8 protein-coding genes are annotated in these 13,535 nt (G+C 62.9%); 4 read left to right on the top strand and 4 right to left on the bottom strand.

Annotated elements, in window-relative coordinates:
• Window positions 1–19: 19 nt before the first annotated feature.
• The 3 genes from GE027_RS04510 to GE027_RS04520 all read left to right on the top strand — a co-directional run bounded on the left by GE027_RS04510 (window position 20) and on the right by GE027_RS04520 (window position 2,429).
• Complete coding sequence (locus GE027_RS04510) at window positions 20–382, top strand: diacylglycerol kinase (RefSeq protein WP_153555993.1); 363 nt, start codon at window positions 20–22, stop codon at window positions 380–382.
• Between the two features lie 221 nt (window positions 383–603).
• Window positions 604–2,187, top strand: coding sequence for a sulfatase-like hydrolase/transferase (locus tag GE027_RS04515; protein ID WP_390621570.1), 1,584 nt, complete (start codon window positions 604–606; stop codon window positions 2,185–2,187).
• Window positions 2,184–2,429 carry a hypothetical protein gene (locus GE027_RS04520; protein ID WP_237607266.1) on the top strand — a complete coding sequence of 82 codons (246 nt, stop codon included), beginning with the start codon at window positions 2,184–2,186 and terminating at the stop codon, window positions 2,427–2,429. Before GE027_RS04515 ends, GE027_RS04520 begins: the two co-directional genes overlap by 4 nt.
• Before the next feature lie 19 nt (window positions 2,430–2,448).
• On the opposite strand, the gene GE027_RS04525 is transcribed toward GE027_RS04520, so the two are convergent.
• The 4 genes from GE027_RS04525 to GE027_RS04540 all read right to left on the bottom strand — a co-directional run bounded on the left by GE027_RS04525 (window position 2,449) and on the right by GE027_RS04540 (window position 11,043).
• Window positions 2,449–2,763 carry a hypothetical protein gene (locus GE027_RS04525; protein ID WP_153555994.1) on the bottom strand — a complete coding sequence of 105 codons (315 nt, stop codon included), beginning with the start codon at window positions 2,761–2,763 and terminating at the stop codon, window positions 2,449–2,451.
• Entirely contained in the window at window positions 2,741–2,965 is a 225-nt protein-coding gene (locus GE027_RS04530) for an addiction module protein (RefSeq protein ID WP_153555995.1), read from the bottom strand. Before GE027_RS04530 ends, GE027_RS04525 begins: the two co-directional genes overlap by 23 nt.
• An 83-nt stretch (window positions 2,966–3,048) precedes the next feature.
• Window positions 3,049–9,081: an alpha-2-macroglobulin family protein gene (locus GE027_RS04535; RefSeq protein WP_237607267.1), complete on the bottom strand. Its 6,033-nt coding sequence runs from the start codon at window positions 9,079–9,081 to the stop codon at window positions 3,049–3,051.
• Between the two features lie 567 nt (window positions 9,082–9,648).
• Window positions 9,649–11,043: a BBP7 family outer membrane beta-barrel protein gene (locus tag GE027_RS04540; protein WP_153555996.1), complete on the bottom strand. Its 1,395-nt coding sequence runs from the start codon at window positions 11,041–11,043 to the stop codon at window positions 9,649–9,651.
• Window positions 11,044–11,251: 208 nt separating this feature from the next.
• Between GE027_RS04540 and GE027_RS04545 the strand changes: the two genes are divergently transcribed.
• Entirely contained in the window at window positions 11,252–13,405 is a 2,154-nt protein-coding gene (locus tag GE027_RS04545) for a preprotein translocase subunit SecA (protein ID WP_237607268.1), read from the top strand.
• The last annotated feature ends 130 nt before the right edge of the window (window positions 13,406–13,535 follow it).

Below are 13,535 nucleotides of genomic sequence, written 5' to 3' on the forward strand. Positions count from 1 at the left end.
AGTCAATCGGAACCACGTCATGGGCCACTGGATCGCGAAATTTCGCTACGCCGCCGGCGGCCTTCGCCACGGTCTGGCGACGCACAGTAGTTTCGCGGTGCATATTCCCGTCGCGGTCTTGGTGTTGGCCGTGGCCGCTTGGTTGAAGCTGACGTCCTGGCGCTGGGCGGTGCTGGTGTTGTGCATCGCGTTGGTCGTGTGTCTGGAGCTGGTCAATACGGCGATCGAACGGCTGGTGCAGGCAGTGCATCCCGAGCGAGATGAGCGTATCGGTCACGCTCTGGACTTGGCCGCGGCGGCCGTGTTGGTCGCCGCCTTGGCTGCCGTCTTGGTAGGCCTGATCGTACTGCTTCCGCCGTTGTGGGACCGGCTGGCAGACTAAGCCGTAGCTGAAGTCGCCAGGCTTTAGCCGCCCGGAAGCGCAGCCCGGATCGCCTAAAGGCTAGACTCCAGCGGTCCAAACTCTGGCGAGTTCGTCTACGGTGAGTTCGGCGGCGGCCGTGCCCGTATCCGGCAATCCCGGGCTACAATACATCTTTGTGTTTGCTTTTTATCCGGCGCCGACTCTGTTTCTCGACTGCATCTCTTGCCATGGTCACCATCATGTCTACCGTTCGATTGAGCTCCCACTGGATGTTTCTCGCTTGTCTGGTTCTGGCGATCGCCGGCCAGGGTGGGGCAGCCGTGGCGGCGGAGTCGTCGGAGTCCCAGCGGCCGAACATCCTGTTCATCATCGTCGACGACCAGTCACCGTTTGATCTGCCGATCTACAACACCGACTCCAAGCTGGACGTACCCAACATCGAGCGGCTGGCCCGTGAGGGCATGACCATCGACGGCGCCTACCACATGGGCTCGTTTTCCGGGGCCGTCTGCACGCCTTCGCGGCACATGGTGATGACCGGTCGTACGCTGTGGCATCTGCCGATCGGTCCCGGAGACCAACGACATTGTCCGCCGGACGTCGTCGAAAAGACTCTGGCCGCCGTGTTCAATCAGGCGGGTTACGACACGATGCGAACTTGCAAACGCGGCAACAGCTACGAAGGTGCCAACGCCCAGTTCACGGTCCGTCGCGACGCTACCAAACGCGGCGGCACGGCCGAAACCGGCAGCGCCTGGCATGGCGAGCAGGTGCTGGAGTACCTGGACCAGCGGCAAGCCGCCTCGGACCGCGACCCTTTTCTGATCTATTTTGGCTTCTCGCATCCGCACGACACTCGCGACGGCACGCCGGAGTTGCTCGAGAAATACGGCGCGATCAATCACACCGATGCCGCAGAGCCACCGGCGACCGATCCTCGCCAGCCGCAGCTGCCGCCGAACTACCTGCCCGAACATCCGTTCCCCCACGGACACCCGGGACTTCGCGACGAGGTCGCCGTCAGCGGCGTGTGGAAGCGTCGTGATCCCGGCACGATCCGCAACGAACTGGGCCGCGAGTTCGCCTGCAGCGAGAACATCGACATTCAAATCGGCCGCGTGCTGAGTCGGCTCGACGCGATGGGCGAGCTGGACAATACCTACATCGTTTACACCTCCGACCACGGGATGGCGATCGGACGTCACGGTCTACAGGGCAAGCAGAACCTGTACGAGCACACGTGGCGGGTGCCGTTGATCGTCAAAGGGCCGGGCATCGCTGCCGGATCGCGAGCCACCGGCAACACCTACTTGCTGGACATGCTGCCCACGCTGTGCGATCTGGCGGGCATCGATGCGCCCGATTCGGTCGAGGGCAAGAGCCTCAAGCCAGTGCTGGAAGGCCGGCGGGATCAGCTCCGCGAAACCCTGTACGGCGCCTACAGCGGCGGCACCAAGCCCGGCATGCGCTGCGTGCGAAAGGGCGACTGGAAATTGATCAAGTACGACGTGCTGGACGGTCAAGTGCAGCAGACCCAGCTATTTAATCTGGCCGACAATCCCCACGAGTTCCTGCCGCAGCATCACGCCGCCGACGTCATCGCCCTGACCGGTATCGAGCCGCGGCCGCAGCAAACCAATCTGGCTGGCGACCCCCAGTACGCGGAAAAGCTGGCCGAGATGGAACGGTTGCTGCTTGCCGAGATGCGGCGTTTGGACGACCCGTATCGCTTGTGGGACCAGCCCGACGACGGATTGCAGCCTCCGCCAGAGAACAAACGCCGGCGCGGCCGCCGCGCCGGTAACGCGCCGGTAACGCAATGACCGGTCGCGGCAAAGGCCTTGCGATGCTGCTGCTGTGGAGCGCAGCGATCGCCGTGGTGTGGTTGGTCGTGTTGCCCTACCGGGCCCGCCAGCCGGCGATGCGCGAGCACCTGCAGTGGCTGGATGACAAGGGGATCGACCCCAGCGCGATGTACTACACCGAGCTGGAGGTGATGGAAGAAATCCTGCAGCGACAGCGACAAGCTCGCCGAGCCGCCTCAGGGACGCGGACCGCCGAGTAGGCTGGTGCGGTCCGCGGCCTTACCGGCTCGGATTGTCGACCATGCGGTGTCGCCAACGTTCGGGATCCGAAGACGAATGAAAACACCCACCGAAGAAAAGAGTAGAGTCCGTCGCCCGAAACACAATCACATACGGAAACTTAGCTAACATCGCTCCACGCGAAGGTCGGCGGGTATAGCCGAAGGACTCTGGACGCTTTCGTACGGATACTAAAGCTTCTCTAAGCGCTGCACGGAAACGATTGCCAAGGTCGATCGAGATCTTGTCATAGTGGGCAGTTGCCTCGATAACATCGATCGCAAAATCGGGGTCAAAGCGTTCGACGCGCGTCATCGGCCTCTTGCCACATCTGCTCTTCGGTCAGGCCAATACTCGAATTACGTTCTAAACGATCAAAGCGTCGCTCCGCTTCATCATGAACCCATTCCGGAAGCTGCGGAGGTTCAGGCTGTGCCGCAATTTGATCCCAAAGTTCCGTGATAAGTTGAATCTTCAAATCCGTTGGAAGATCGGCGAGTTCAGACGCGTTGATCATTGCTTACCTGTCGGATGAAAGTGGGACCATCTACTGTAGCACACGTAGCAGTTCGGGTCGATTCATAGTTTGGTACGAACCCCTCACTCCACGGTCAACTCCAGACTCTCGGAGTGGCTGTTGAACTCGGGAGCGTACATGCACTGGATGCTGGCGAAGCCGGTTTGGTACTCGCCTCGTAGCTGTACCCGGGTGGAGTACTCGAACACGTACGTACCCTTGGGCAGGTAATCGATGAAGAAGTGGCTGGCCGTATCGCGGGTCGATTCGTAATAAGCCAGGCCATCTTGGTATCGATAACGCGAGAGCACGTTGACCGGTTCGGTCCCGCTGCCGCGATAATCCTTCAAGTGCAGGTACTCCATGTCCCGGTCGCTGCGCAAGACCACACGGACGACCAATTCGTCGCCCACTTCCACCGGTCCGTCGACGGCCGAGAGTGTCGGTCCGTCGGCGGTGTTCCGTTTGACGTACAACCGCTTGGTCAATTGCAGGGGCGTGCCCTCGTAGGCGGTGACCTTGGTCATGTCTTCGAGGTACTGCCAGTGGACGCTGCCCCAGGCCACGCCCTCGTCGACTTTGCGGACCGTGATCTGACCCTGCTCGGGGCGGATCTCGCCACCGTAGAAACGCTCTTGATAGAAACCGGTGCCGGGTTCGACATTGTCGGGCCGCACGACTTCGCCGCCCAGCGAAACTTCGACCAGGGCGTCGGAAGCCAACTGGCTGGTGCCGCGCAGCAGCAGGGCGTAGACCGCATCGGCCGTGGCCTTGGTGGTCTTCCAGTTCTGCGTCTGTTTCTGTTTCAGCAGCCAGACCTTACAGTCCTCGACAGCTTGTTGGTCGTTCATGACTTCGTCAAACGCTTCGATCATCACCGCCTGCGATTCGATCGGAGCGTGGTACCACCACCAGGAGTGTTCTTCATCGCGCCAGAACATGCCCAGTTCTTCGTCGCTGACCGAACGCTCCTTGATCGAAGCCATGATGCTCGCGGCCGTCTGAGAATCCCCCAATCGTTTCAGGGCCAACGCCAGGTGGCCTTGGGATTGACGATTGGCCAGCTTCAACCAGTGGGTGCGAGCCTGCTGTTGCCAGTACTCGAACGCTTGCCGGTGTTCCGGGGCAACCGGAGCGTCGTCCAGGAAGAAGCTGCGGCCGTACAGGTACAGGGCCACGGTCGGCGAGAGATGATTCTCCTCGCGGTTGGTGATCCGCTCGTAACGCTTGGTCATCCAGGCATCGAGGCCTTGCAGCGAGCGGACGGCCGGGGTGACGTCGGTCTCGACCCCCAGGTGCCGCAGGCGGCCGTAACCGGTGGCGATGTACAGTGTGATGTACTCGTTCTGCGGACCACCCGGGAACCAGGGCCACATCCCGTCGTCCCGTTGCATCTGCACCAGTTCCTGTTGGGCTCGGCCCAGTTCGTCGCGCAGACGGTTCTGGTCGAACAGGATGCCGATGTTGCGACGGGCCTGCGATTCGTTGTTGGCGTCGCGCAGCCACGGCGTTTCCTCCAGCAGGACGCTCTTGAGGTCTTCGTTCTGCGCCAGCGGACTGTCCAGTGCCGGCGTGCCACGCCACTGGGCCAGCACACGGTCGATCTTGGGATCCGACGTGGCGATCTTCTGTGCCAGGGCGTTGGCGTACAAGCGGTTGAACACCTGTTCGGCGCACTGGTGCGGGTATTCCATCAGGTAGGGCAGGGCCATCACCGCGTACCAGGACGGGTTCGACGCCATCTGCACGGTCAGCGTTTTGTTTTCCAGCGAGTCGGACTGACCGGCTTGCTGCAAGCGTTCGAACTGGAACTGCTTGGTTTCCGGTCCGCGGATCGGCAGGGTGATCGATTCGGTGACCAGGACTTTGCGCGACAGCACGGGCAGGTAACCCTCTTCGCCATCGGACAAGCGGCCCGTGGAACCGACGGCTTTGTAGATCTGGAAACCTAGGCCATCGGGTACGCGGATCCGCCAGGCCACCGTCTGTGACTGGCCGGCCGGGATGTCGAAGGATTTGTCGCCGTCGGTGTTATCGAGTTTCGCGTCGCTGGATTGACCGCTGGCCGCGTCCTGGAAGGACAGCCGAACGCGACCGGTCTGCCGCGTCGGCGACTGGTTGCTGACCTTCACGGTAAATTCCAGCTCGTCGCCTTCGCGAACGAAGCGTGGCGGGTTGGGCTGGACCATCAGGTCTTTGGCCGTGACGGTGGTGCTGGTCAGCAGGCCGCTGCGCAGTTTTTGATCGTGGGCAAACCCGAAGAACTTCCATTCGGTCAACGCTTCGGGCATGGTGAACTGCAGTTCGACCTTGCCGTCATCGCGGGCGACCAAGTGGGGAAAGAAGAAGGCGGTTTCGTTCAGGTTCTTGCGAGCCGAAACATTGGAAAGATCCACTTCCGGTTCGGTTTGCCCGCCGCCGCCCGCTTTGTCGTCCGACTCCGCCGCATCCGCCAAGCCTCCTCCCATGCCACCCAGTCCGCGGGCTTCGGCTTGGGGTACTGCGGCGGCGAACGAGTCGGCCTGGGCACCGTCCATGGCCATCGCAGCCTCCGGTGCTGGAGCCCCATACGCCATGTTCTTGCTGAGCATGCGTCGTTGGTGGGGGAATCCATAGCCGGTGATCTGGGCCACGATACTGGGCGGTAAATGCCAGTAGGTCAGCGTGGCGTCACGACGGTCTCGCGACCAATTGTGGTAGATGGTCTGGAGGTGTTTGACGTTGTTTTCGAACTGGATGCTCAGGTGCGAATAATCCTGGCGGAAAACGCCAAAGGTGTCGGCCCACTGGTGCGGGTAGTAGGCATCCAGCGAGGCGTCGTACAGCGTCGCGACCATTTCGGCGGCCGTGGGCTCCGCGTCGGGGCCGCTGATAATCGCCGTCCAGCGATCTTCTTGGCCGGGTTTCAGCTTGGAAACGAAGTGTTCCCATTTCACGTCCAGTCGCTTGTTCGACCAGGGCACCGTGATGCGGTGCGTTTCCAGGTAAGCTCGGTTTTCGCGGACCATGGTACTGCGGACCGTGAACCCGCCGCGCATCGATTCGTCGACGCGTTGACGGATGGCGAGCTGGGTTTGGCCGGGTTCGGTCCAGAAGCTTTGCAGCAGCCGGCCGCGGTGTTCGACTTCGATGAACGCTCGAGCCGACTCGTAACCGCTGCCCCAGACGGCCAACAGTTCCTCACCCGGCTCCAGCGTGTCGGCTCGGACCACGAACAGGTTGGGGATGCGAATCGGCAGCTCGCCGGCGTCGGGATCCAGCACGGTGATCTGCAGCATGGCCGTCACGGTTTTTCCGTACGCGTCCTGGACGTTCAGGATCGCGCGGTAGATGCCGGCCGCGAGATCGACTTTGGCGGTGGCGTTGCCGCCGGCGTCGGTTTCGATGTCCTTTTCGGCTACGACTTCGGCCAGTTCCCAGGAGGCGGGATTAGCCGGATCGGGTTCGGCCGGTTCGCCCCCTGCTTGCCCGCCGGTTGATCGGTCGACCGGGCGCGGAAATCGTGGACGACCTTCCAGGTCGCCGCGATGGACTCGGTCGGGCTGCTTGAGCGCGTACACCTTCAACGTACCGGTGGCCGCTTGGCCTTCGCCGTCCAGGGTCGTGGTGCGGACGTTGATCACAACGGGCTCATCAGCGGTCTGCCAGTCATCGGCCGTGATCGCGCTTTTGAGGGCCGCGTAGCCCAGGTTGATAGTCCGCTGGTCGGAGCGTGTTTCGCCGGTCTGATCGGTCACGTCGGCGTAGACGGTGAACTGGAACGTCGGTTCGCTGTCTTTGCTGACCGACTCATCGGGTCGCGCGGTGAAAGCGATTTCAAAGCGGCCATCAGGGCCGGTCGTCGCCTGGCCGTGAGCGATCTCCTGGCTGGTGTCCTGACCCGGCGGCATCCACCAACAGCGCCAGTACCACCACGGCGGAAAGCGGACTTCGCGGACCACGCGGTACTGCACCTGGGCGCCGCCGATGGGCGAACCGGTGTAAGCCTTGGCTTGGCCCTTGACGACGACCTCTTCGCCCAACCTGGCCGGTTCGGCCGGCGGCTCGACTGTCACTTGGAATTTCGGCCGTTTGTATTCTTCGACACGAATCGCGGTCGAACCCTGCGGCGCTCCGTCGACCATCAGGTTCATCATGCCGGTCAAGCGACCGCGCGGGGCGGTGACGCTGCCGTTAAAGCTGCCGTAGTCGTTGGTGCGGTGCTGGACCCGCGAGACCTCTTCGCCGTTGACATCCCGCAGGACGACCGTCAGGGTCCGGCCGGCCAGGGTTTCGTAATCGTCGCGGCTGTGGTCGTAGGCCAGGCAGATGCCTTTGTAGCGGATCGTCTGGCCGGGCCGGTACAGCGCGCGGTCGGTGAAGAACCGCGTCTGTTCCACACGGTGCGGGTCGCGGCGATTGTTGTGTGTGTTGATGAAGGTGCTGGAGGAAAGCTGTTGGCCAGCGTGCGAGGCCAGCAGCAACAGACCCTGGGGCGCGGGGCGGGTGAACCGGAACCGTCCCTGCCGGTCGGTCGTGACCGAGGGAACGGCTTGCAGTCGGTTGCCGCGTCCGCGTCCCTGCCCGCGCTGCCAAGCCTGAACCCGAGCCCCGGCGATCGGTTGGCCGCTGTTGGCCTGCAGAACAAACCCTTCGGTGATACCCTCGCCATGACGATTACGAATCACCAGCGCCAATTCGCTGACCCAGACCTGGGTAATCGAAATCTGGTTGTCGGTGGCGCTAAAGTCGGCGTTGTGGCTGGACAGTAAATAATAAGCGCCAGGGGCGACGTCCAGCGGCGCCGGCACGGCATGTTGCCGCTGGGCGTAATCCGGCGTCGGCGGCAGGCCCGCTGACCAGGCTTTCGTTGCCGAGCGGCGCAGCAGGGATTCACGCTGCTGCCCGTTCAGTTGCTCGGGTTGCCAGCGAATGGGACCGGAAACGAATTCGTCAAAGTCGAATGTGACCAGGCGAAAGTAGACTTTGTCGACATTGCGGTAGGTGACTTCGATATCCGGCGCGGGCTGGTTCCAGACGCGTTCGGTGTTGATCTGAACTTCGCGAGCTTCGATTTCCTGGATCAGGTTGTAACAGCGTCGTCCGCCCACGCTGTCCGGGAAACGTCGGAGGCCCAGCGAGGCTTTGGCGTGGGCATCGACCAGTTCGCCCTGTTGCTGAAGCGTCGTGGCCCACTGGTGCAGGGCACGGGCGGAGATCGGGTGCTGGGTGTGAGCGCCGACAAAGCGTTCCAAGGCCGACAAGTAACGCTGGGTTTTATTTTCGCCAAGCGCTTCGTTGTGTCCGAACCGCAGCCGCGACAGGTTCGCGTCCAGAAAGGCCGCCGGGTCGTCGTCGTCTTGGTGGAAGCGCAGCAGGTCCTGGTAGATCGCGATCGCTTTCAGCAGCCGCGCGTCTTCTTCCGGCGTGTCGGGTTGCCAGGCGAGGAAAGCGGGGACATCGTCAAAGATGGGGCTGTCGGCCTCGATGTCGAAGGAATCCTGACGGCGGGAACCGGCTTGTTCGCCCGCCGTGTAGAACTCCAGGGCGTTGAACGCCAGGACGTCGTACAACGTCGGCCGCAGTGTGTCTCCGGAGTTACCCGCTTCGAGCAGGGCGGAGTACTGCTGGACGGGGATCTGTTGCAGCCGATCGGCGGCGGCCAGCACCTGCTGGAATTGATCGTCGATATGCGCGAGGATGCGGGGCAGGGACCAGGTGGTAAAGTCGTCGCTAGGGGCCGCTTCGGTCTGGGTGCGTTGGAGGAACCGCCAGCGGTTCTGTTGGAAGTAGTGCCAGTACCAGTTGGCCAGAATCGCCCGCAGGACGGGTTTGATCGGTTCCGGAGCCGCCTCGATCTCGGCCTCCATGCGGGTCACTTTCTCGGCTGGCTGGTTGCCTTGGATGGTGCCCTCGAGGGTGACTCGCAGCCCGATCGCTTTGACCGCTTCGGCATAGGCTTCCTCGGCCAGCGACTGCGTGATAATCGGCTCCAGACGCTCGATGGCCGTCTTGGGCAGGCCCTCGGCCATCGCCTGGTCGACTTGTTTCCACATGGCATCCCGACTTTGAGCAAACGCGGCCGCCGGCAACAGGGCCAGGCAGAGAACGAATCCAAAACGCCACAGGTACCACATATCGAGACCATCGGGGAAGCAAAGGGAGAAGATGCAAGGAACGTGTGGGGGTAGACGCAGGGGGAGGGGCCGCGGTTTCCGAAAAAGCAGAAGTTTTGCGGGAAGGGCGGGGGAATGGCAAATGGAACAAGGCAGAGTTGAGATTTGCTGGCTCCGGCGGATTCTATTTATGAGAAGGATCGTTTTCTCCCCTCTCCCCCGCGGCGCCGCGAGCGTCAGCGAGTGAAGCAGTGGTGGGAGAGGGGCCGGGGGTGAGGGGGCTCAGGTGCAACGGAATGACTCATGACGTACGATCCCCAGGGCCGTGCACCGCATCGAGATACGGCCATGGTGCTGCTGCTCTGCATTCCCCCTCACCCCCGACCCCTCTCCCCCGAAGCCTGGCTCGCTTAGGCTCGCCAGGCTTCGGGGGAGAGGGGAGAAATCTTTTCTTATCGTACATAGATTCCGCCGGAGTCAGCAGAGTTGAGATTTCACCCCCCCAACCCCCAACAAAAAAAACGGGTGCGAACCCGGTTGGTTCGCACCCGTCAGTTGTGACGTGGAGTTGTGGCAGTGGGTCGACCGTTAGTAGTCGATCGACACGCCCAGATCGATGCCCTGGACGAAGAAGCCACGATCTTCAAACTTGCGGGCCGGGCTGGCCACGGTGGCCGCATCGGTCAGCAGTCCGGTGGGGTCGACGTTGCGATCGATCTGGTCGCCGGCCAGGGCCACGCGGTTCCAGTAGATGAACGAGTAGCCCAGGCTGAAGGTGACGTAGTTCCGCATCCGGTAGTTCAGCTTGACGTTGGCTTCGGGAGCAAAGGCGAACACGTTGCGACGCTGCACGCCCTGGTTGTCCTGGGCGAAGATGCCGCCGTTGAAGCGTTCGACGTTGGGATTGCCGGCGAAGAACCGTTGGCTGGCTCCGTTGATGGCCACACGCTGACGCATGTTACCGAGGTGGACTTTGGTCAGCGTTCGCATGCTGAAGCGGCCGCGTCGAACCACGTTCTCGAAACCGATCTGGCCACCATGGAAGTTGTTGGTGGTGCTGAAGCGGTCTTGGAAGTTACGCGTCAGGCCGTCGGCGGGATTCGCCACGCGGACGGTCGAAACGTTCAGGGCCAAATCGTCTTCGATGTTGAAGTACGAGTAACCGCCGAGGAAGTCGACGCGGTAGTCCTGGCAGTCCAGGACCGCCAGCCGCCCGTAGAACTCGCTGGCCGCGATGCTCAGTTCGGTGGCGATGTCGAGGGTACCGTTCAGCACGGTGCCGCCGCCGACATTGGGATCGAATCCGACCAACAGGCCGCCTTCGGCACCAAAGGCGGTATCAAAGAACGGCACACCGAGGCTGACCGTGCCGTCGCTCGACGCCGAGTAGCCTTCGGTGGCGTCGCTCAGGAACCACAGTCGAGCGCCCAGGCCCAGTTGGCCGTCGGCGAAGTACTTGCCGACGTCGGCGCGAAAGCCCGTTTCCATTCCCGAGCTCGTGCGGCCGCCAAACTGAGGCGTGAAGCCGGGTTGTCCGACCACCGGCAGGCCGCCCGGTTGGGCGTTGGTGCCGGCCAACAGGGGCGAGGTGCGCGACTGCGGGAACCACAGCAGCAGCTCGGCTCGCAACCAAGTGTCCGGGTCGCAGCTTCCGCCGCTGAGGCCACCGCGCGAGCCGCCGCGCTGGGGGCGGCAACCGCCACCACAGCTGGAGCTGTAGCAGTCGTTGCAGGCGTCGTAGCCGGTTCGCGATCGCAGCCGCTTCAGCGGGCTGCGGTGACCGGCCGGTTGGACCGCCGCGACCGCCGCCTGCGGGGCGTACATCTGATCGCCGATCGACCGGGTCATCGACTCGCCGGGCATGGCGGGGCTGGCCGACTGCGGCAGGTCGCCCACGCGCTTGGTCTGTTGGGCGTCGGCCGCGGTCGTGGTGAAGCCCACGAGGCTCGCCGCCATGGTCAGGACTCGGAATATTCGTTTCATGGTTAGGCTCTAAATCTACAGTCCGGGAACACTGTCACAACTTGTAGATCAGGATCGACGAGTTCGACCAGCAAATTCAGCACAGCCCGAAGCCGGCGTAAACTTGTCGTAGCTTGCCCAGTTTCATGCGGAAAACCGCGTTTTCGCCGTCTCTCTCGGCTGCCGCTCGCGGTAGAATAAGGCCATTGTTCGTAAACGCTGGAAAAATATGTCCGCTAGCAACCCTGCAAATCCTCCAAGCCCTGCAAAGTCGTCGGCCCCCGCAACCGGTCCGGCGGCTGACGATCCCGCGGCCGTGGGCCACCAGCCGCCGACGCCCCGGCAGGACTCCGGTTCGCAACCAGCTGTCCGAGAGACGCCTGCCGAAGAGCCGGCGGAGCCCGCCGCTCCGGCCCTGTCCGATGGTCGCGATGGAGCCTCGCGAGGCGTCGGCTCGTTGTTTGCCACCGGCGCTTCGCCGCGGATGCTGCGTTGGCGGCGACAGCTGCAGCGGATCAACGACCTGGAACCGGAAATCCGCGCCGAGGACGGTCCGGCGCTGCGCAAGCGATCCCTGGCCCTGCGCTACCGGGCCAAGGCCGGCGAACGGCTGGGCAGTTTGTTGCCCGAAGCCTATGCGTTGGTTCGAGAAGCCGGGCGGCGGGCGCTGAACATGCGTCACTACGACGTGCAGATGATCGGCGGTATCTGCCTGTTCGAAGGTTGCATCGCCGAGATGCAAACCGGTGAAGGAAAAACGTTGACCGCGACGCTACCGCTGTACCTGCATTCGTTGGTCGGCAAAGGGGCTCACCTGGCCACCGTCAACGATTACTTGGCCAAACGCGATGCGGAGTGGATGACGCCGCTGTTCAATCTGTTGGGGCTGGGCGTCGGGATCATTCAAACGGCCGACGACCAACCTGCCCGTCGCAAGTCCTACGCCGCTTCGGTGACTTACGGCACGGCCAAGGAATTCGGCTTTGATTTCCTGCGCGATCGTCTGCTGCTGCGCGCTCAGAACCGCTTGCAGACCGAGATGTTGGGCGAGGGCGAGGACGGCTTCAGCGGCAGCGGCGACCAACCGGTGATGCGGGGCATGCATTTCTGTTTGGTCGACGAAGCGGACAGCATCCTGATCGACGAAGCCCGTACGCCACTGATCATCGGCAGCATCGAAGACACGGTCCGCGACCAGATCGTCGAAACCTACCGCTGGGCCGCCGAGCACGCCGCCGCCTACGAACAGGAAGACCACTTCACGATCGACGACGACACCAAGCGATACGAGTTGACCGCGCGGGGCCGTCAGAAAGTCCGCTCGCTGCCCAAGAGCGACCTGGTGCGCACGGTCGGTCTGGTGGACCTGTACGAATTTACCGAGCGGGCGATCAAGGTGCACCGCGAGTTCCTGCTGGACCGGCAATACGTGGTCCGCCCCGGCGACCAGGGCAAAGACGAGATTGTGATCGTCGACGAATTCACCGGTCGCTTGGCCGAGGGCCGCAAATGGCGCGACGGCATCCACCAAGCGATCGAGGCCAAGGAGGATTTGGAGATCAGCGTGCCGACCGGGCAAGCCGCCCGGATCACGATCCAGGACCTGTTCCTTCGCTACCCGCATCTGGCGGGCATGACCGGTACGGCGGCCACCAGCGCGCGGGAGCTGCGCAAGATCTACCGCACGCCCGTGATCCGCGTCCCCACCAACCGGCCGCCCCGACGCGTGCAGTTGCCCGATACGGTGCACGGGACGATGGAGAAAAAATTCGAAGCCATCGTCGAGGAAACCGTGGAAATGAACCGCGTGGGGCGGCCTGTCCTGATCGGTACGCGCTCGATCGATAAATCGGTGATCCTCTCGCAGATGCTGGCCGAGCGAAACATCGAACACCAAGTGCTGAACGCCAACAATGTGGAGGCCGAAGCGGAAATCGTCGAAGGGGCCGGCGGCAGAGGCAAAGTGACCGTGGCAACCAACATGGCGGGCCGCGGAACGGACGTGAAACTGGCTCCCGGCGTCGAAGGCATGGGCGGGATGCACGTGATCTGTACCGAACTGCACGACGCCGCCCGGGTCGACCGCCAATTGATCGGCCGCTGCGGCCGGCAGGGCGACCGCGGTTCCTACCGGCAATACCTGTCCCTCGACGACGACATCCTCAAGGGCGGTTTCGGTCCCGACCGCGCCGAACGGCTGAAGACCATCGGCCAGCGCGCCGAAGGGCCGCTGCCGCGCTACGCCCCGATGTTCCGCAAAGCCCAGCGCAAAGTCGAACGCAAGCATTTTCGCGACCGCATGGTTCTGCTGCATCACGAACGCGAACGAAAAAAAATCCAGCGCGAAATCGGCCAGGATCCCTATCTGGACACTCCCGACTGATCACAAGCCGCTCGGCTGTCCCAGCCGAGACAGGACAAGCAAGCCGCTCGGCGGTCCCGGCCCGAGAGCGCAAAGCGAAGCCGCCCGAGCTACTTTGCCGGCCGCATTGGCCTACAATGAACGCACGCCA

This window comes from Roseimaritima sediminicola, from assembly GCF_009618275.1.
GTDB lineage: Bacteria > Planctomycetota > Planctomycetia > Pirellulales > Pirellulaceae > Roseimaritima > Roseimaritima sediminicola.

Bases quoted from the DNA above. Each gene is read 5' to 3' on its own strand.
- GE027_RS04545 (WP_237607268.1), top strand. From the start codon at position 11,252: ATGTCCGCTAGCAACCCTGCAAATCCTCCAAGCCCTGCAAAGTCGTCG.
- GE027_RS04530 (WP_153555995.1), bottom strand. From the start codon at position 2,965: ATGATCAACGCGTCTGAACTCGCCGATCTTCCAACGGATTTGAAGATT.
- GE027_RS04540 (WP_153555996.1), bottom strand. From the start codon at position 11,043: ATGAAACGAATATTCCGAGTCCTGACCATGGCGGCGAGCCTCGTGGGC.
- GE027_RS04520 (WP_237607266.1), top strand. From the start codon at position 2,184: ATGACCGGTCGCGGCAAAGGCCTTGCGATGCTGCTGCTGTGGAGCGCA.
- GE027_RS04535 (WP_237607267.1), bottom strand. From the start codon at position 9,081: ATGTGGTACCTGTGGCGTTTTGGATTCGTTCTCTGCCTGGCCCTGTTG.
- GE027_RS04525 (WP_153555994.1), bottom strand. From the start codon at position 2,763: ATGACGCGCGTCGAACGCTTTGACCCCGATTTTGCGATCGATGTTATC.
- GE027_RS04515 (WP_390621570.1), top strand. From the start codon at position 604: ATGTCTACCGTTCGATTGAGCTCCCACTGGATGTTTCTCGCTTGTCTG.
- GE027_RS04510 (WP_153555993.1), top strand. From the start codon at position 20: ATGGGCCACTGGATCGCGAAATTTCGCTACGCCGCCGGCGGCCTTCGC.